Raw genomic sequence first — 17,752 nt, forward strand, 5'->3', positions numbered from 1 at the left:
ACGCTCCCCGCTCATCCTTTGGTTCTAGGACTCGCCCAGGACTTGCCTCTGGCCTGTGCCTCTCTGTGGCTCTCTCCGATTCCGCCGTCATATGTCATTGCACCGGCAGCAACTCCGGTAGCACTCGATCCATGCTCCATCCGGCCGCACCCGCCGCGGGCGGGGCCGGATCCCGTCCCTATCTGACAGGGTGTCAGTTATTCATGAGTTGAGGTAGGTGAGGACCGCGAGCACCCGCCGGTGATCCCCGTCACTCTGGGACAGGCCGAGCTTCAGGAAGATGTTGCTCACGTGCTTCTCGACCGCCCCGTCGCTCACCACGAGCTGCCGGGCGACCGCGGAGTTCGTCCGTCCTTCGGCCATCAGGCCGAGTACCTCGCGTTCCCGTGGCGTAAGCCCCGCGAGCACGTCCTGCTTGCGGCTGCGTCCGAGCAGCTGCGCCACGACCTCCGGGTCGAGCGCCGTACCGCCCTGCGCCACCCGCACCACCGCGTCGACGAACTCCCGCACCTCGGCGACCCGGTCCTTGAGCAGATAGCCCACGCCCCGGCTCGACCCGGCCAGCAGCTCGGTCGCGTACTGCTCCTCGACGTACTGCGAAAGGACCAGGACCCCGAGGCCCGGGTACTGACCGCGCAGGTACACCGCGGCGCGCACGCCCTCGTCGGTGTGGGTCGGGGGCATCCGCACGTCGGCGACGACGACGTCCGGCAGGCTGTTCTGCGCGGCGAGGTCGTTGATGGTCTTGATCAGCGCGTCCGCGTCCCCCACCCCGGCGACCACGTCGTGCCCGCGGTCGGTCAGCAGCCGGGTCAGGCCCTCCCGAAGCAGCACTGAATCCTCGGCGATGACGACCCGCACTTTGTCCTCCACTTTTCGGCCCCCCGGCACTTTTTGATCCCCCGGCGCGCTTGTCCGGCCGTATCGGTCGTGCGACGGCCGTTCCGGCCGCACACTCGGCCCTCAGTATCGCGCGATCCGGGGCGGCCCACCGGTTCCGTCGCGAGACTGTTCCGCGCCGCGCCCCGCGCACAGCGCCCCGCCCCCGGTTCGGCGTACGAACCCGGGGCGGGGCGGGGCGGGGCGGGGCGGGGCAGGGCGCGGGGCGCGGCGCGGATCGGCCGGGATCAGGCCTGGCGCCACGGCAGCTCCGCCGTGACCGTCGTCGGACCGCCCTCGGGCGAGTCGACGACCAGGATCCCGTCGACCGCGTCGAGCCGCTCGGCGAGGCCCGCGAGCCCGGAGCCCGCCGACACGTCGGCGCCGCCCCTGCCGTCGTCGGTGACCTGGAGCATCAGCCGGTTCTCGGCCCGCCAGACGTCCACGGCCGCGGTCCTGGCCCCGCTGTGCTTGCTGATGTTCTGCAGGAGCTCGGAGACCGTGAAGTACGCGATGCCCTCGATGGCGGCCGCCGGACGGCTCGTCAGGTCCACCTCGACCTGGACCGGCACCGTGCAGCGGGCGGACAGGGCGGAGAGCGCGGCGTCCAGGCCGCGGTCGGTGAGGACGGCCGGGTGGATGCCGCGGGCCAGGTCGCGCAGCTCCTGCAGGGCGACCTTCACCTCGCCGTGCGCCTCGTCCACCATGCGCGCGGCGGCCTCCGGGTCCTCGGTCAGCTTCTCCTTGGCCAGGCCCAGATCCATGGCGAGGGCGACCAGGCGGGCCTGCGCGCCGTCGTGCAGGTCGCGTTCGATGCGGCGCAGGTCGGCGGCGGCCGTGTCCACGACGACTCCGCGGTCCGACTCCAGCTCGACGACGCGGGTCGCGAGCCGCGAGGGGCCGAGCAGGCCGAACACCATCACGCGGTCCACGGTCGTCAGGGCCCGCAGGATCCACGGCGTGGCCAGCGTGACGAGCAGGCCGGTCGCCGCGGTGACGCCGATCTCGAAGGGGTTGTCGAGGTAGATGTGGTGACCGTCGTCGCCGTAGAGCTGGATGCCGTCCTGGCCCCCGTACATCGGGAAGAGCCAGAACCACAGGGGGTACGTGAGCATCATCCAGCCGTACGACCAGAAGACGATCGAGACGGTGAACGAGAAGACCGACCACGGCAGCATCAGCAGCGAGTAGAGGACGTGCCGCCAGGACGCGCCGCTCTTGAGGACCGCCCCCATCAGCGCCATCGGGCCGCCCCCCTTGGGCCGCAGGGGCTCCGGGGGCGCCACGTCCACACCGAGCAGCCCGCGCGCCCGGGTCCGCTCCAGGGCGCCGATGCCACGGCAGCCGGCCAGACCGGCCGCGAGCACCGGGATGCCGATGAAGGTGATCAGGAGGCCCGCGCCGAGCGAGAGCATCGTGATGGCGAAGACGAAGGACATGATGCCGATCGGCAGGCTCAGCATGGTGTAGCCGAACTCCCGCCAGGTGCGGGCCTCCAGCGGCGCGCGCAGTCCGGCGGGCAGGCGGTGCCGGCGCTCCTCGACGTCGGTTCCCCGGAATTCCGGCCGCTCCATGGGCGCGTACCCCTGTCCGTAGTCCGTGGCCATCGTTGCCGTCCGTTTCTGCGTCGGTTTCTGCGTCTGCGTCTGCGTCTGCGTCTGTGCCTGTGCCTGCGTCCGCGTCCGCGTCGGCTCGGGCGTGGTGCCGGGTTGCCGGGTTGCCGTGGTTCAAGACTCGTCGTCGCGGCCGTCTTCGACCATGGAGCGCGTCGGCGTCTTGGACCGGGGGTTTTCCCTACCTCCGCGGCGCGGAGTGCGGAGTTTTCCCTACCTCTGCGCCGCGCGAGAGGCGCGGGAGAGCCGTGGGAGAGGGGAGGGGAGGGGGCAGGCCGACGGGCCGGTGTGGCCCGTGGCTGCCCTGTCACCCGCGTACCTGCGTCACCCACATACCTGCGTACCTGCGTACCCGGGTCACCCGCGGCGGCGCGCGCCCGACGTGCCGGAGGCGCCGTCCGTTGCCCGGTCCCGCCACGGCAGCTCCGCCGTGATCGTCGTGGGCCCGTCCGGCGGCGAATCGATCACGAAGAGCCCGTCGACCGCGCCGAGCCGGTCCGCGAGCCCCGCCATGCCCGAGCCGCCGTCGAGACGCGCCCCGCCCCGCCCGTCGTCCCACACCTGGATGAGCAGCCGTTCGTCCGCCCGCCAGACGTCGACGGCCGCACTTCTGGCCCCGCTGTGCTTGCTGATGTTCTGCAGGAGCTCGGAGACCGTGAAGTACGCGATGCCCTCGATGGCGGCCGCCGGGCGGGCGGGCAGGTCGGCGGTCACCTTCACCGGCACCGTGCAGCGCGACGCCACCGAGGAGAGCGCGGCGTTCAGGCCGCGGTCGGTGAGGACGGCCGGGTGGATGCCGCGGGCCAGGTCGCGCAGCTCCTGCAGGGCCAGTTTCACCTCGCCGTGCGCCTCGTCGACCATCGAGGCCGCGGCGTCGGGGTCCTCCAGGAGCTTCTCCTTGGCGAGGCCGAGGCCCATGGCGAGGGCGACCAGGCGGGCCTGCGCGCCGTCGTGCAGGTCGCGTTCGATGCGGCGCAGGTCGGCGGCGGCCGTGTCCACGACCACCCCGCGGTCGGACTCCAGTTCGGCGATGCGCCGCTCCAACTCGTCGGAGGGCGAGAGCAGTCCGCGCGCCATCACGCGGTCGGCGTTGGTGAGACCGCGCACGACGAAGGGCAGCACCGGCCAGAGGACGAAGAGCCCCGTCGCCGTCACGGCGAAGGTCAGCACGCCCCAGGGCAGCCGGATGAAGGCGTACAGCATGGTGCGCCAGCCCACCGGGTCCTTCAGGCCCGTCCACAGCCTGCCGAGGAAGCTCTGCCCGCGGCGCCCCGGCATCGGGCTCGGCTCGTCGATCCGCACCCCCAGCAGCTTCCTGGCCCGCGCCCGCTCGAACCTGCCGAGCAGACGCGCGCCGAGCAGCCCCGCGGCGAGCAGCGGCAGACCCACGACCGTCACCGTCAGGCCGACGCCGACGGACAGCGTGGTCACCGCGTAGACGAAGCCGACGATCCCCACCGGGAGATTGGCCAGGAGATGCGCGATCTCCTTCCAGGTGTGCCGGTCGTACGCGAAGCGTGCGGGCGGCGGCCGGTCGTCGTGCGGGGGCGTGGTGCGTGCGGTCATACGCGCCAGAGTGCCCCGCCCGGCGCCGCGGCGCCATGAGGGCGGCCGCCGGGACGGCCGGGGGATAACCCCACCTCACCCCGGTCCCGGCCGCGGCGCGCTCCTGCACGGCCCCGGCCGGGCCGACCCGAGCCCTTGTGTCCCGGCCGACGTGAGCCCTTGTGTCCTGACAGAGGCGAGCCCTTGTGTCCCGGCCGGCGCGAGCCCTTGTGTCCTGACAGAGGCGAGCCCTTGTGTCCCGGCCGACGTGAGCCCCTGTGTCCCGACCGATGCGTGACGCTCTGCTTACCCAGCCTTTAGCAGGCCCTAGACTCCCGTGCGTACAGATCGTCGACAAGGTCAGGGCCGGGCACGGCCGGGGAGTGAGTCAGGGAGTGAAGGGGCTGACGTGCACGTGACGAACGTCGCGGCAAGCTACTACCAGTCGTACTCCGTCGTCGGACTGCTCGCCGTCGTGGGCGTGCTGTTCGTCGCCGTGGCCTTCGGAGCGGGGCGGCTGCTGCGCCCCGTGGTGCCCACCCCGGAGAAACTCCTGACGTACGAGTGCGGCGTCGACCCCGTCGGCGACGGCTGGGCCCACACCCAGGTCCGCTACTACGTCTACGCGTTCCTCTACGTGATCTTCGCCGTCGACTCGATCTTTCTCTTCCCCTGGGCGACGATCTTCGCCGCGCCCGGCTACGGCGCGACGACGCTCGTGGAGATGTTCATCTTCCTCGGCTTCCTCACCGTGGGCCTGCTGTACGCATACAAGAAGGGCGTCCTGACGTGGACGTGACCCCGGAAACCGCTGCGGGCACCTACCCGGAGACCGCCTCGGGCACCTACCCGGACCCCGGAGGGCGGCCCGTGCCGCTCCCCGAGCCGAAGCGCCTCGGCGCGCTCGCCCGCCTGGCCCCCGAGCCGATGAAGGTGGTCCTCAACTGGGGCCGCCGCTACTCGCTCTGGGTCTTCAACTTCGGTCTCGCCTGCTGTGCCATCGAGTTCATCGCCGCGTCCATGGCGCGCCACGACTTCATCCGGCTCGGCGTCATCCCGTTCGCACCGGGCCCGCGCCAGGCCGACCTGATGGTCGTGTCCGGCACGGTCACGGACAAGATGGCCCCCGCCGTGAAGCGCCTGTACGAGCAGATGCCCGAGCCGAAGTACGTCATCTCCTTCGGCGCCTGCTCCAACTGCGGCGGCCCGTACTGGGACTCGTACTCCGTCACCAAGGGCGTCGACCAGATCATCCCCGTCGACGTGTACGTCCCCGGGTGCCCGCCCCGCCCCGAGGCGCTGCTCCAGGGCATCCTCAAGCTCCAGGAGAAGATCGCCCGGGAGTCGCTGGGGGAGCGGTACGGGAACGGGGCGCGGCCCTCGACGGCAGCTCTGCGGAGCGACCTGGTCAAGGGCCCCGCGCCTGCACCCTCTTCCCCTTCCCCATCCCCGTCCCCATCCCCCTCTTCGGACTCGGTTTCTTCGGATTCGGTGCCGGCTGCCGCCGCCGAGGGTGAGGGGGACCGGTGACCGGCTGGCTGCCGAGCCCCGTCGAGGAGCTCTTCGGCGCGGAGGCGACGGCCGAGGAGTCCTACGACGTCCTCACCGTCGACGTACCGCCCGCCGCGTGGACCACCGCCCTGGAAACCGCCCGCACCACGCTGGCCTGCACCTATTTCGACTGGCTGAGCGCGGTCGACGAGCCCGGCACCGGCTTCCGCGTCGCCGCGCACGTGGTGGCCCTTTCCCCCGTACGCCGGCTGCTGCTGCGCACGACGATCGCGCACGACGCCCCGGTGCTCGCCTCCGCCGTCGACGTCTACGCGGGCGCCGCCTGGCACGAACGCGAGACGCACGAGATGTTCGGCGTGACGTTCGAGGGCCACCCCGGCCTCGCCCCGCTGCTGCTCCCCGAGAACTTCGAGGGCCACCCCCTCCGCAAGGACTTCGTGCTCGCCGCCCGCGTCGTGAAGGCCTGGCCGGGCGCCAAGGAACCGGGGGAGTCCGAGCACGGCGGCCCCAAGCGCCGCCAGATGCTGCCTCCCGGCGTGCCCGACCCGAACGAATGGGGCCCGCTGAAGGGCACGCTCCCCGCGGCACCGTCCCGGCCGGCCCGTGGCGCGGGCCGCGCGGCGGGCGGCGCGGGCAGGGCGGCGGGCGGCGAACGTCCGGCCCGCCGTACGCGTACGGCGGGGCAGGGCTCCGCAAGCCAGGCGACCCCCGAGACGCCGGCCGCGGCTCCTCCGCCCGCCGAGGCTGCCGAGACTCCGCAGCCGGAGGCCCCGGCCCGCCCGCCGAGGCGCTCACGCAGCGCGAGCCAGGGTTCGGCATCACAGCGGTCGACGCGGGCCGGGGCGCCGGAGCCCGAGCCCACGGAGCCCACGCCTGGGACCGGGCCCAAGCCCAACCCTGCCGCGGAGGCGGCGCCCGCGCGGGACGCGGCGCCTGGGTCGGAGGCCGCGCCTGCACCGGAGGCGGCGCCTGCGCGGGACGCGGTGCCTGGGTCGGAGGCGGCGCCTGCACCGGAGGCGGCGCCTGCACCGGAGGCGGTGCCCGCTACGAAGCGGGCGACCGACGCGCCGGACACGGCTCCCACCACGGACTCGACTCCCGGCACGGACTCGGCCCCTGCCACGGGCTCGGATCCCGCGTCGGACTCGGCCCCTGCCAGAGACTTGGCTCCCGGCACGGGCTCGGATCCCGCGCCGGGCTCGGCCCCTGCCACGGACTCGGCCCCCGGCACGGGCCGGGCCCTCGCCAAGGACAAGGCCGCCGCCAAGGACCAGGCGTCCGAGCCCGAGGCTAAGCCCGAGGTCGCGCCGCCGTCGGCCCCGCGCAGCCCCGACGCCCCGTGGCACCACGCCCGCCCGGCGTTCGACGACGCGGAACAGAAGCCGCGGCCGCAGTCGAAGCAGCAGCCGCCGCAGCCCGAGCGACCCGAGCCGGTGGCGAAGCCCGAGCTCACCGCGGACCCTCAGCCCACGGAGCCCACGGAGCCCACGGAGCCCACGGAGGCCGTGAAGGCCACAGAGGCCACGAAGGCCACGGAGCCCACGAAGGACACGAAAGCGGCTGAGCCCACGAAGGCGGCCGAGCCCACCGAGACCCCGAAGCCCACGGCGGGTTCTGAGCCGGCCGAGACCCCGAAGCCCACCACGGGCCCCGAGCCGTCGGAGCCCACCACGGGCCCCGAGCCGTCGGAGCCCACCACGGGCCCCGAGCCGTCGGAGCCCACCGAGGCCCAGGACCCCACTCCGCCCCCCGAGCCGGCCAAGAAACCCGAAAACGGCGACGTCGACCGCGACCGCACAGGAGGCACCGAGTGAACGACGCCCTCGACGTCGCCCTGCGCCTCGTCATCGTCTTCGCCGTGTTCCTGGTCCTGCCCCTCGTCATCGGTCAGACCGAGCACAAGGTGATGGCCCACATGCAGGGCCGCCTCGGCCCCATGCACGCGGGCGGCTTCCACGGCTGGGCCCAACTCGTGGCCGATGGCGTGAAGTTCGCCCAGAAGGAAGACATCGTCCCGGCCGAGGCCGACCGCCGCGTCTTCCAACTGGCCCCCGCGGTCGCCCTGCTGCCCTACCTCCTCGTCCTGATCGCCATCCCGGTCGGCCCCGGCGAGGGCGCGGTCGGCGAGGTCGTCGACGCGGGCATCTTCTTCGTGCTCGCGGTGATGGGCGTCGGCGTCCTCGGCTCGCTCATGGCGGGCTGGGCCAGCGCCAACAAGTTCTCCCTCCTCGGCGGCCTGCGCACCGCCGCCCAGCTCCTCTCGTACGAACTCCCGATGCTGCTCGCCGCCGCCTCGGTCGCGATGGCCGCGGGCACGGTCTCGCTGCCCGGCATCGTCGACGCCTTCGAGTGGTGGTGGCTGCCCTGGCAGATCGTCGGCGCCCTGGTCTTCTTCATCGCGGGCCTCGCCGAACTCCAGCGCCCGCCCTTCGACATGCCGGTCGCCGACTCGGAGATCATCTTCGGCGCGTACACCGAGTACACGGGCCTGCGCTTCGCCCTCTTCCTCCTCGCCGAGTACGCCGGAATCGTCGTCCTGTGCGGCCTGACCACCGTCCTCTTCCTGGGCGGCTGGCACGGCCCGTGGGGTGCAGACGGACTCGGCTGGGTCTGGACCCTGCTGAAGACCGCCGTCCTGGCCTTCGTCGTCATCTGGCTGCGCGTGTCCTACCCCCGTCTCCGCGAGGACCAGCTCCAGAAGTTCTCCTGGACCCTCCTCGTCCCGCTCGCCCTCGCGCAGATCGCGCTCACCGGAATCGTGAAGGTGGCGATCAACTGATGCCTCCGATCCCTGGCAGCGGCCTGGCCAAGGGCCTCGCCGTCACCCTCCGCACGATGACGAAGAAGACCGTCACCGAGCAGTACCCGGAGCACCAGCCCGAACTTCCGCCGCGCACCCGCGGCGTCATCGGCCTGTTCGAGGAGAACTGCACGGTCTGCATGCTGTGCGCCCGCGAGTGCCCGGACTGGTGCATCTACATCGACTCCCACAAGGAGACGGTCCCGCCCGCCGCCCCGGGCGGCCGCGAGCGCAGCCGCAACGTCCTCGACCGGTTCGCCATCGACTTCGCCCTCTGCATGTACTGCGGCATCTGCATCGAGGTCTGCCCCTTCGACGCGCTCTTCTGGTCGCCGGAGTTCGAGTACGCCGAGACCGACATCCACGAACTCACCCACGAGCGCGACAAGCTCCGCGAGTGGATGTGGACGGTCCCGGCGCCGCCCGCACTCGACCCCGGCGCCGAGGAACCGAAGGAACTCGCCGCCGCCCGCAAGGCCGCGGAGAAACTGGCCGCCGCACAGAGCACCCCCGAAACACCCGGCACCCCCAACGCTCCTGAAGCACCCAACGCTTCTGGAGCACCCCACGCCCCCGACGTGCCCAACGCTCCCGACGCACCGGAGGGTGAGGCGTGATCCCCGCAGCAGCCACCGCGGCGACCACGGTCGCAGCGACCGAGAGCCACGGCTTCCTGTCCCCTTCCGGCGTCGAGATCGCCTTCCTCCTCGTCGGACTCGTCACGCTCGGCGCGGCCGTCATCACGGTCACGACCAAGCAGCTGGTGCACGCCGCCCTCTGGCTGGTCGTGGCGCTCGGCGGGCTCGCCGTCGAGTACCTCCTGCTGACCGCCGAGTTCATCGCCTGGGTGCAGGTCCTCATCTACGTCGGTTCCGTGGTCGTCCTCCTCCTCTTCGGACTGATGCTCACCAGGGCGCCCATCGGCCGTTCCCCGGACGCCGATTCGGGCAACCGGCCGGTCGCGCTCGCGGTGGCCCTCGCCGCTGCCGCCGCCCTGGTCTGGGTCGTCGTGGACGCGTTCCGCACCACGGTGATCGACCTGGACGGCGCCCCCCAGGGCTCCACCGACGTGACCGGCTCGATCCTCTTCCGGCACTGGGTGCTCCCCTTCGAGGCGCTCTCGGTCCTCCTCCTGGCCGCCCTCGTCGGCGCGATCGTCCTCTCCCGCAAGAACCCCGCCGAGGACCCCAGCGCACCCCGGGGCCAAGCCCGGGACCAGGCCAAGGACCAGGCCAAGGACCGAGCCAAGGACCAGGAGGAGAACAGCTGATGCAGCTCCACCTCGCTTATCCCGCCGTCCTCGCCGTCCTCCTCTTCTGCGTCGGCCTGTACGGCGTGCTCGCCCGGCGCAACGCGATCCTCGTCCTGATGTCCGTCGAGCTGATGCTCAACGCCGTCAACCTCAACCTGGTCGCCTTCGACGTCTGGCTCCGCGACTCCCTGCACGCAGGCCAGGCCCTGACCCTCTTCACCATCGCCATCGCCGCGGCCGAGATCGGCATCGGCCTCGCGATCGTCCTGGCCGTCTACCGCAACCGCGGCAGCTCCGCCGTCGACGACCTCCGCGACACCGCCGAGAGCCCGGACGACGACCCGGCAGACGACACCGTCGCCCCCGACGCGACCGACGAAACCGACGAGGCCGCACCGGCGCAGAAGGCTGAGGCAACCGCGTGACCACGACGACCCTCGCCGTCCTCGTCCCCCTCCTTCCGTTCCTGGGCGCGGCCGCGGGCCTCCTGCTCGGCCGCCGGGCCCCCGGTCTCGTACGTCCCCTCGCGGTGCTGCCCACGCTGACGGCCCTGCTGCTCGCCGTGCTCGTGACCGTCCGCCAGGGCGGTGGCACCGGCGGCGGGAAGGCCGCGGTCGACGCCGCCACCGAGCTCACCCCGACCGGCTCGGTCCCCATCGAACTGGCCCTGCACATCGACGGCTTCGCCGCCCTCGTCGCCGTCCTGGTCGGCGTCGTCGCGTCGTGCGTGCAGATCTACTCGACGGGCTACCTCCGCGAGGACCCCCGCTACCCCTCGTACGCCGCGCTCGTCTCCCTCTTCACCTCCGCGATGCTGCTCGTCGTCTACTCCGGCGACCTGATGGTGCTCCTGGTCGGCTGGGAGATCATGGGCATCTGCTCGTACTTCCTGGTCGGCCACTACTGGGAGACCCCCGAGGCACGCGCCGCCTCCCTGAAGGCCTTCCTCGTCACCAAGCTCGGCGACGTCCCCTTCCTGATCGGCCTGTTCGCGCTCGCCGCCGACACGGGCTCCTTCCGCATCACGACGATCCTCGCGAGGGTCGCGGACGGCGGACTCGACCACCCCACGCTGATCGCCCTGCTGCTGCTCGCGGGCGTGGCCGGCAAGTCCGCGCAGTTCCCGCTGCACACCTGGCTGCCCGACGCGATGGCCGGCCCCACGCCGGTCTCCGCGCTGATCCACGCCGCGACGATGGTCGCCGCCGGTGTCTACTTCGTGGCCCGGCTCCTCCCCGTCTTCGCCACCTCCGGTGCGGCCCTGGTCGTCCTCGCCGTCATGGCCGCCGTCACGATGGCCGGCTCGGCCCTCGCGGCGCTCGCCCAGGACGACATCAAGCGCGTCCTCGCGTACTCGACGATCGGGCAGCTCGGCTACATGACCGGCGCCCTCGCCGTCGGCGACCGCGGTGCCGCCGTCTTCCACCTCCTGTCGCACGGCGCCTTCAAGGCGCTGCTGTTCCTCGCGGCGGGCGTGATCATCCACGCCGCCGGCACCAACTCGCTCGCCGCCATGTCCCGCATGACGGGCCTGCGCGACCGCATCCCCGACGCCTACTGGACGATGACCGTGGCGCTGCTCGCGCTCGCCGCGATCCCGCCGTTCAGCGGCTTCTTCTCCAAGGAGGCCGTGCTCGGCGCCGCCGAGCACACGGCCACCGGCCACGCCGAGGCCGCACCCGCAGCGGCGGGCTGGATCGTCCTGGTCGCCGGTCTGCTCACCGCCCTCCTCACCGCCGCGTACGCGACGCGCCTGTGGCTGCTCGCCTTCCACGGCAAGGGAACCGAGGCCCCCGACCACGGACGGCAGCCCGTCACCATGACGGCCGTGCTGTGGGTACTCGCGGTCCCCTCCCTCGCCTTCGGTCTCTCCGTCGGCGTCCTGCCGGACTGGTTCGACGGCCACGCGCTCACCCCGACGCTCACCACCTCCGTGCTCGGCACCGGCCTCGCGCTCGTCGGCGGCCTGGTCACCTACGGCGCGTGGCGGCACACCACGGTGCCGGCCGCCCAGGTCCCGATGGGCGCGGTCGCCGCGGACCCGGACGCCGACGGCGGCCTGGTCGAGGCGGAGGCCATCGCCACCCACGCCCCCGCGTACGGAGACGTCGCCTCGGCGCCGGACCCGGCCGACCCCGGCCGCCTGCTGCTCGGACCGCTGCACCGGCACGCCGCCGTCGGCTTCCACCTCGACGCCGTCTACGACGTGCTGTTCGTGCGCCCCGTCCGGGCCGCCGCGGGCCTCGTCCGCTTCCTCGACCGCGAGGTCGTGGAGACGTACGTGCGCGGCGCGGGCGCGGCACCCCGCTGGCTGGGTGCGGCCGTCCGCCGCGCGCAGACCGGCAACGTGCAGACCTACCTGAGCGCGCTGCTCGCAGGCACGGTCGTCCTGGCCGTCGCCGCCGTCCTCGTCGCCACCGCCGGAGCGTGAGCAGCCGTGATCGGTATCAGTGAGTCCGTGATGCAGTTTCTTCTGGCGTTGATCGTCGTCGGCCCGCTCATCGGCGCCGTGGCCGCCCTCCTGCCCGCCCCGCCCGGACTGAAGGGAAAGTCGCCCGACCAGGCGGTGCTGCGCCATGGCGTGGTCGTGACCGGCGTGATCCTGCTCGCCGCGATCGTCCTCGCGCTCGGCTTCGACCATGACCAGCCGTCAAAGATGCAGGCCACGACGGATATCAGCTGGATCCCCGCACTAGACGTGCGCATCCATCTCGGCATCGACGGCATCTCGCTCCCCCTTCTGGTCCTGACCGCGCTGCTGACCTTCCTTTGCGCGCTGTACTCCTACTTCAAAATGCCGTCGGGCCCGTCCCCCAAGGCATTCGTCGCGCTGATCCTGCTGCTCGAGTCCGGCACCCTCGCGACCTTCGCCGTCCTCGATCTGCTGTTGTTCTTCCTGGCGTTCGAGATGGTGCTCATCCCGATGTACTTCCTCATCGCCCGCTGGGGCGGCGCCGAACGCACGCAGGCCGCCTGGAAGTTCATCCTCTACACGCTGCTCGGCTCCGTCGTGATGCTGCTCGGCCTCCTCCTGATCGGACTCAAGTCCGGCACATTCGACATGGTGGCACTCGCCACTGACAACGGCCGGGGCCTGACCACATCCGTGCAGGTCATCGCCGTTCTGGCGATCGGGATCGGCCTCGCGGTCAAGACGCCGATGTGGCCGCTGCACAGCTGGCTGCCGGACGCCCACACCGCCGCGCCCACCGTCGGCTCGGTCCTGCTGGCCGGCGTGATGCTGAAGATGGGTACGTACGGGTTCGTCCGGATCGTCCTGCCCGTGGCGCCCGACGGCATGCGGGAGTTCGCGCCATACCTCGCCGCCTTCGCGGTCGTCGGCATCATCTACGGATCCCTGGCCTGCCTCGCGCTCGCCAGACAGGGCGCGAAGGGCGACCTCAAGCGCCTCATCGCGTACTCGTCCGTCGGCCACATGGGCTTCGTCCTGCTCGGCATCTCGACGATGAGCCCGACCGGCGTGAACGGCGCGCTGTTCGCCAACATCGCCCACGGCCTCATCACCGGCCTGCTCTTCTTCCTGGTCGGCGCGTTGAAGGACCGCACCGGCACGACCGACCTCGACTCGCTCGCGCAGGAGTCGGGCGCGGCCCTCTACGGCAAGGCGCCGCGCCTCGGCGGCCTCCTCGCCTTCGGCGCCGTCGCCTCGCTCGGCCTGCCGGGCCTGGCCGGGTTCTGGGGCGAAATGCTCGCGCTGTTCGGCGCGTTCGACCCCGCCGACGACCTGAGCCGCCCCGCCTTCCTCACGTTCATGGCCGTCGCGGCCTTCGGCACCCTGCTCACCGCCGCGTACATGCTCATCGTCGTACGCCGCGTCTGCATGGGACCGATGCCGCAGGCCGTGCCCGACGAGCCCGCGCCCAAGGCCTTCGCCGACGTCCACGGCTACGAGTTCGCCGCCTGGACCCCGCTCGTCGCCCTCACCGTCCTCGCCGGACTCTGGCCCGCGGCTCTCCTCGGCCTGACCGACCCGGCCGTGCAGAAGCTCCTCACTGGAGGCAAGTCGTGACCGTGGCCGCCGAAAGCGCCGCAAGCCTCGTCCAGTCCGTCGACTGGCTCGCGATCGCGCCGCCGGCCATCGCGGCGGTCGTCGGCCTCGTCGTGCTCGTCGCCGACCTCTTCGTGGGAGCGGGCAAGAAGGCGGTCCTCGGCTGGATCTCCGTGGCGGGCCTGGCCGCGGCCGCCCTCAGCCTGCTGCCCCTCCTGGACGACGACCGCTCGACCTTCTGCCTGACCGGCGGTGGCACGCACGCGTGCAGCTACACCGCCGACCGCTTCACCCTCGTCATCCAGCTGCTCGTCCTCGGCGGCGCCCTGCTCGCCGCCCTGCTCTCCATGAGCACCCTCAAGGACTCCGGGGACGAACTGCCCGCGGGGGAGTACTGGTTCCTGCTGCTCTCCTCAGCGGCCGGCGCCGCCCTGCTGCCCGCCTCGCGGGACCTCGCGACGCTCGTCGTCGCCCTGGAAGTGGCGTCCCTGCCCGCCTTCGCCCTTGTCGGCCTCCGGCGCGGCGACAAGCGCTCCTCCGAAGCGGCCCTGAAGTTCTTCCTCTCCTCGGTCACCGCCACCGCGGTCAGTCTCATGGGCGTCAGCTTCGCGTACGCGGCGACCGGCACCCTGCACCTCACGGAGATCGCCACCGAGCTGGAGAACGTCGACGGCCAGCTGCACACCCTCGCCCAGACCGGCGTCGCCCTCACCCTCGTCGGCTTCGCCTTCAAGGTGGCGGCCGTCCCCTTCCACTTCTGGGTGCCCGACACCTACGTAGGCGCGCCGCTGCCCGTGGCCGCGTACCTCTCCGTCGTCGGCAAGGCCGTCGGCTTCACCGGCCTCATCCTCGTCACCGTCGTCGCCTTCCCCTCCTACGCGGACGTCTGGGGCCCGGCCCTCGCCGTCCTCGCCGCCCTCACCATGACCGCGGGCAACGTGGCGGCCCTGCGCCAGCGGGCCACGCGCGCGTACAGCGCGGTACGCCTCCTGGCCTGGTCCTCGGTCGGCCAGGCCGGCTACCTCCTGGTGCCGATCGCCGCCGCCGGGTACGCCGACGACACCGCCGAGGCCGAGAAGGCGGTCGGCTCCACCGTCGCCTACGCCCTGATGTACGCCGCCGTGAACCTCGGCGCCTTCGCCGTGGCGGCCCTCGTCGGCCGCACCCGGCGCCTGAACCGTGTCAGCGACTACCGCGGCCTGTACGCGCGCAGCCCCCTGGCCGCCCTCGTCCTCGGCTTCTTCCTGCTCTGCCTCGCGGGCCTGCCGCCCGGCATCATCGGCCTCTTCGCGAAGGTCACGGTCTTCTCGGCCGCGGTCGACGCGGGCCTCGGCTGGCTCGCCGTGGTGATGGCCGTGAACGTGGTGATCGCGCTCTTCTACTACCTCCAGTGGACCGCGCTCCTGTTCCGCGCCCCCGAGGGCGAGCCGGTCAAGCACCGCGTCCCGGCGCCCCTCACCGCCGCCATCGCCCTCACCGCGCTCCTGGGCATCGCCCTCTCCGGAGCGCCCCAGCTGATCCTGAGGTTCTCGGACACCGCCCTGTTCTGACGGGCGGCCCTCCACAGAACCGCAGCCCGCCCCCACCGGCCGCGGGGCCCGTCACTCGCGCGGCCTACATCGCTCCCGCGTGCACAAGGGAACTAGTGCTCCCCGCCTGGCGTTGACCAGTACGGGAGGGTCCACTGAACAGTGGAAGCACCAGTCAGCAGAGGGTTCCCCCACGCACCACCAGGAGGGCGTACCGTGCACCGCCGGCACAACGGGTTGAAGACTGCCGTACTCCTCGGGGGACTGTCCGCGCTCATCCTTGTCATCGGCAGTTTCTTCGGGCGTACAGGCCTGATCGTCGCGCTCTTCGTGGCGCTCGGCACCAATGCGTACGCGTACTGGAACAGCGACAAGCTCGCCCTGCGCGCCATGCGTGCCCGCCCGGTGAGCGAATTCGAGGCCCCCGAGCTGTACCGCATGGTCCGCGAGCTCTCCACCCAGGCCCGCCAGCCCATGCCCCGCCTGTACATCTCGCCCACCGAGGCGCCGAACGCGTTCGCGACGGGCCGCAATCCGCGCAACGCGGCGGTGTGCTGCACCGACGGCATCCTGCGCCTCCTCGACGAGCGCGAACTGCGCGGCGTGATCGGCCATGAGCTCAGCCACGTCTACAACCGCGACATCCTGATCTCCTCGGTCGCGGGCGCGCTCGCCTCCGTGATCATGTTCCTGGTCAACTTCGCCTGGCTGATCCCGGTCGGCCGCTCGAACGACAACGAAGGACCGGGCATCTTCGGAATGCTTCTGATCATGCTCCTCGGCCCGCTGGCGGCCTCCATCATCCAGCTGGCCATCAGCCGCTCCAGGGAGTACGAGGCCGACGCGTCCGGCGCGCAGCTCACCGGCGACCCCCTGGCCCTGGCGAGCGCCCTGCGTAAACTCGACGCAGGGACCAAGCAGTTGCCGCTGCCGCCCGAGCCCCGCCTCGAGACGGCGAGTCACATGATGATCGCCAACCCCTTCCGTCCGGGGCAGGGCATGTCCAAGATGTTCTCCACGCACCCGCCGATGGCGGAGCGCATCGCCCGACTCGAACAGATGGCAGGTCGTCACCAGTGAAGACAATCCTCAACGTCATATGGCTGGTCCTCTGCGGCTTCTGGATGTTCCTGGGCTACCTGCTGGCGGGCGCACTGCTCTGCATCACGATCATCGGCATCCCGTTCGGCCTGGCCAGCTTCCGCATCGGCCGCTATGCCCTGTGGCCCTTCGGCTACACGACGGTCGAGCGCCGCGACGCGGGAGCGCCCTCCTGCCTGGGCAACGTCCTGTGGCTGGTCCTCGCGGGCTGGTGGCTCGCGATCGGCCACATCGTCACCGGCTTCCTGCTCTGCGTCACGATCATCGGCATCCCCCTGGGCATCGCCAACTTCAAGCTGATCCCGGTCTCGCTGCTGCCGCTGGGCCGCGAGATCGTCCGCACGGACCAGCCGTTCACCGCGCGCTACTAGAGCGGGCACCCGGCGGCGGAAGCGGCCCGCGACGGATTGTCAGTGGCGTGGTCCACCATGAACTCATGAACGCCACCGAGCAGTTGCTGGCCCGCGTCGCCGACGAGGCTCGGGCCATCCGCCCCTGGGGCTGGGACACGCTGCCCGACCCCGTGGACGCGGGCACCCTGGCCCGCGCGGAGGCCTCCCTGGGCTTCACCCTGCCGCCCCTGCTCGCCGCTCTCTACACCCGCATAGGAGACGGCGGATTCGGCCCGGAGTACGGCTTGTTGTCCCTGCTCGAAGGCACGTCCTCCGGGGGCGAACCGGCCGTCGTCGAGAAGTACCTCGCGATGCGCGCCTCCGACTGGGGCTGGCCGGCAGGCGTGTTGCCGATATCCCACTGGGGCTGCGCGATGTACGCGTGCGTGAACTGCCGTACCGACGACGCCCAGGTCCTGCTCTTCGAGCCCAACGGCGGCGACCCGCGGCACGCCTGGTTCGTCGACTCCCCGAGCCTGTCGACCTGGCTCACCACCTGGCTCGACGGCACGGGCTGGTACGAGGAGCACACGGAGGGAAACGGCGGCACGGACCTTGTGGCCTGGCAGGACGACGGCACGCACGCGTGAGGCTCCCGCCGCCCACGGACCGTAGCCGCCCCGCCGCCGTCTCCCACCACGACTCCGGCCGCTGCTGTGTCATGCGCCGCACCTGACGGATCACCGCAACCGCGCCCCCGCGAGCGGACGTCCTACCGGACGACAGCGCACACAAGCTCATCGCGCGAGAAAGGTCAGGTCACTGCATGGGCATCATCAGCTGGATCGTTCTGGGACTGCTGGCCGGAGCCGTCGCCAAACTGCTGCTGCCCGGCCGCGACCCCGGCGGCTTCATCGGCACGACCGTCATCGGCATCGCGGGCGCCTTCATCGGCGGCTGGATCTCCGCCCGCTACCTCGACCGCCCGATCACCAACCACTTCTACGACGGCGCCACCTGGGCCGCGGCCATCGGCGGCTCACTCGTCCTGCTCGTCGCCTACCGCATCCTCTTCGGCCACTCCCGCCGCTGAGGAATCGTTTCCCCGATCTGCGGCCAGCAGCAAGGGCGGGCACCCCACCCGGGGTGCCCGCCCTTCGTCGTCCACGACAACCACTAC

At 71.9% G+C, this 17,752-nt stretch carries 17 protein-coding genes; 14 read left to right on the forward strand and 3 right to left on the reverse strand.

Annotated elements, in window-relative coordinates; translation table 11 throughout:
* Positions 1–201: 201 nt before the first annotated feature.
* The 3 genes from ACZ592_RS05220 to ACZ592_RS05230 all read right to left on the reverse strand — a co-directional run bounded on the left by ACZ592_RS05220 (position 202) and on the right by ACZ592_RS05230 (position 4,058).
* On the reverse strand, positions 202–861 hold the full coding sequence (locus tag ACZ592_RS05220) for a LuxR C-terminal-related transcriptional regulator (RefSeq protein WP_471580712.1): 660 nt from the start codon (positions 859–861) through the stop codon (positions 202–204).
* Between the two features lie 266 nt (positions 862–1,127).
* Positions 1,128–2,486, reverse strand: a complete 1,359-nt coding sequence (locus ACZ592_RS05225; protein ID WP_471580168.1) for a sensor histidine kinase — start codon at positions 2,484–2,486, stop codon at positions 1,128–1,130.
* 363 nt (positions 2,487–2,849) lie between these two features.
* Positions 2,850–4,058, reverse strand: coding sequence for a sensor histidine kinase (locus ACZ592_RS05230; RefSeq protein WP_471580169.1), 1,209 nt, complete (start codon positions 4,056–4,058; stop codon positions 2,850–2,852).
* 388 nt (positions 4,059–4,446) lie between these two features.
* On the opposite strand from ACZ592_RS05230, the gene ACZ592_RS05235 reads away from it, so the two are divergent.
* From ACZ592_RS05235 to ACZ592_RS05300, 14 genes are all read left to right on the forward strand, one after another.
* Entirely contained in the window at positions 4,447–4,836 is a 390-nt protein-coding gene (locus tag ACZ592_RS05235) for an NADH-quinone oxidoreductase subunit A (RefSeq protein ID WP_471580170.1), read from the forward strand.
* Complete coding sequence (locus ACZ592_RS05240) at positions 4,827–5,567, forward strand: NADH-quinone oxidoreductase subunit B (protein ID WP_471580171.1); 741 nt, start codon at positions 4,827–4,829, stop codon at positions 5,565–5,567. Before ACZ592_RS05235 ends, ACZ592_RS05240 begins: the two co-directional genes overlap by 10 nt.
* On the forward strand, positions 5,564–7,363 hold the full coding sequence (locus ACZ592_RS05245; protein WP_471580172.1) for an NADH-quinone oxidoreductase subunit C: 1,800 nt from the start codon (positions 5,564–5,566) through the stop codon (positions 7,361–7,363). The genes ACZ592_RS05240 and ACZ592_RS05245 overlap by 4 nt, the downstream gene beginning before the upstream one ends.
* Entirely contained in the window at positions 7,360–8,328 is a 969-nt protein-coding gene (locus ACZ592_RS05250; RefSeq protein ID WP_471580173.1) for a complex I subunit 1/NuoH family protein, read from the forward strand. The genes ACZ592_RS05245 and ACZ592_RS05250 overlap by 4 nt, the downstream gene beginning before the upstream one ends.
* Positions 8,328–8,966 carry a NuoI/complex I 23 kDa subunit family protein gene (locus ACZ592_RS05255; protein ID WP_471580174.1) on the forward strand — a complete coding sequence of 213 codons (639 nt, stop codon included), beginning with the start codon at positions 8,328–8,330 and terminating at the stop codon, positions 8,964–8,966. The genes ACZ592_RS05250 and ACZ592_RS05255 overlap by 1 nt, the downstream gene beginning before the upstream one ends.
* On the forward strand, positions 8,966–9,619 hold the full coding sequence (locus tag ACZ592_RS05260; protein WP_471580713.1) for an NADH-quinone oxidoreductase subunit J family protein: 654 nt from the start codon (positions 8,966–8,968) through the stop codon (positions 9,617–9,619). The genes ACZ592_RS05255 and ACZ592_RS05260 overlap by 1 nt, the downstream gene beginning before the upstream one ends.
* On the forward strand, positions 9,619–10,026 hold the full coding sequence (gene nuoK / locus ACZ592_RS05265; RefSeq protein ID WP_471580175.1) for an NADH-quinone oxidoreductase subunit NuoK: 408 nt from the start codon (positions 9,619–9,621) through the stop codon (positions 10,024–10,026). Before ACZ592_RS05260 ends, nuoK begins: the two co-directional genes overlap by 1 nt.
* The gene (locus ACZ592_RS05270) at positions 10,023–12,032 is read left to right on the forward strand and encodes an NADH-quinone oxidoreductase subunit 5 family protein (RefSeq protein WP_471580176.1); all 2,010 of its coding nucleotides are present in this window, start codon (positions 10,023–10,025) and stop codon (positions 12,030–12,032) included. Before nuoK ends, ACZ592_RS05270 begins: the two co-directional genes overlap by 4 nt.
* A gap of 6 nt (positions 12,033–12,038) precedes the next feature.
* Complete coding sequence (locus ACZ592_RS05275; protein WP_471580177.1) at positions 12,039–13,631, forward strand: NADH-quinone oxidoreductase subunit M; 1,593 nt, start codon at positions 12,039–12,041, stop codon at positions 13,629–13,631.
* Positions 13,628–15,160 (forward strand): NADH-quinone oxidoreductase subunit N, encoded by a 1,533-nt coding sequence (locus tag ACZ592_RS05280; protein WP_471580178.1) that lies wholly within the window; start codon positions 13,628–13,630, stop codon positions 15,158–15,160. The genes ACZ592_RS05275 and ACZ592_RS05280 overlap by 4 nt, the downstream gene beginning before the upstream one ends.
* 195 nt (positions 15,161–15,355) lie before the next feature.
* Entirely contained in the window at positions 15,356–16,219 is an 864-nt protein-coding gene (gene htpX / locus ACZ592_RS05285; protein ID WP_361716783.1) for a zinc metalloprotease HtpX, read from the forward strand.
* Positions 16,216–16,611: a YccF domain-containing protein gene (locus ACZ592_RS05290; RefSeq protein WP_471580179.1), complete on the forward strand. Its 396-nt coding sequence runs from the start codon at positions 16,216–16,218 to the stop codon at positions 16,609–16,611. The genes htpX and ACZ592_RS05290 overlap by 4 nt, the downstream gene beginning before the upstream one ends.
* Positions 16,612–16,676: 65 nt before the next feature.
* Positions 16,677–17,222: an SMI1/KNR4 family protein gene (locus tag ACZ592_RS05295; RefSeq protein WP_471580180.1), complete on the forward strand. Its 546-nt coding sequence runs from the start codon at positions 16,677–16,679 to the stop codon at positions 17,220–17,222.
* Between the two features lie 176 nt (positions 17,223–17,398).
* On the forward strand, positions 17,399–17,665 hold the full coding sequence (locus tag ACZ592_RS05300) for a GlsB/YeaQ/YmgE family stress response membrane protein (protein ID WP_471580181.1): 267 nt from the start codon (positions 17,399–17,401) through the stop codon (positions 17,663–17,665).
* The last annotated feature ends 87 nt before the right edge of the window (positions 17,666–17,752 follow it).

It is taken from the genome of Streptomyces sp. NPDC040622 (assembly GCF_055593965.1).

Bases quoted from the DNA above. Each gene is read 5' to 3' on its own strand.
- ACZ592_RS05230 (WP_471580169.1), bottom strand. From the start codon at position 4,058: ATGACCGCACGCACCACGCCCCCGCACGACGACCGGCCGCCGCCCGCA.
- ACZ592_RS05255 (WP_471580174.1), top strand. From the start codon at position 8,328: ATGCCTCCGATCCCTGGCAGCGGCCTGGCCAAGGGCCTCGCCGTCACC.
- ACZ592_RS05295 (WP_471580180.1), top strand. From the start codon at position 16,677: ATGAACGCCACCGAGCAGTTGCTGGCCCGCGTCGCCGACGAGGCTCGG.
- ACZ592_RS05300 (WP_471580181.1), top strand. From the start codon at position 17,399: ATGGGCATCATCAGCTGGATCGTTCTGGGACTGCTGGCCGGAGCCGTC.
- ACZ592_RS05225 (WP_471580168.1), bottom strand. From the start codon at position 2,486: ATGGCCACGGACTACGGACAGGGGTACGCGCCCATGGAGCGGCCGGAA.
- nuoK (WP_471580175.1), top strand. From the start codon at position 9,619: ATGCAGCTCCACCTCGCTTATCCCGCCGTCCTCGCCGTCCTCCTCTTC.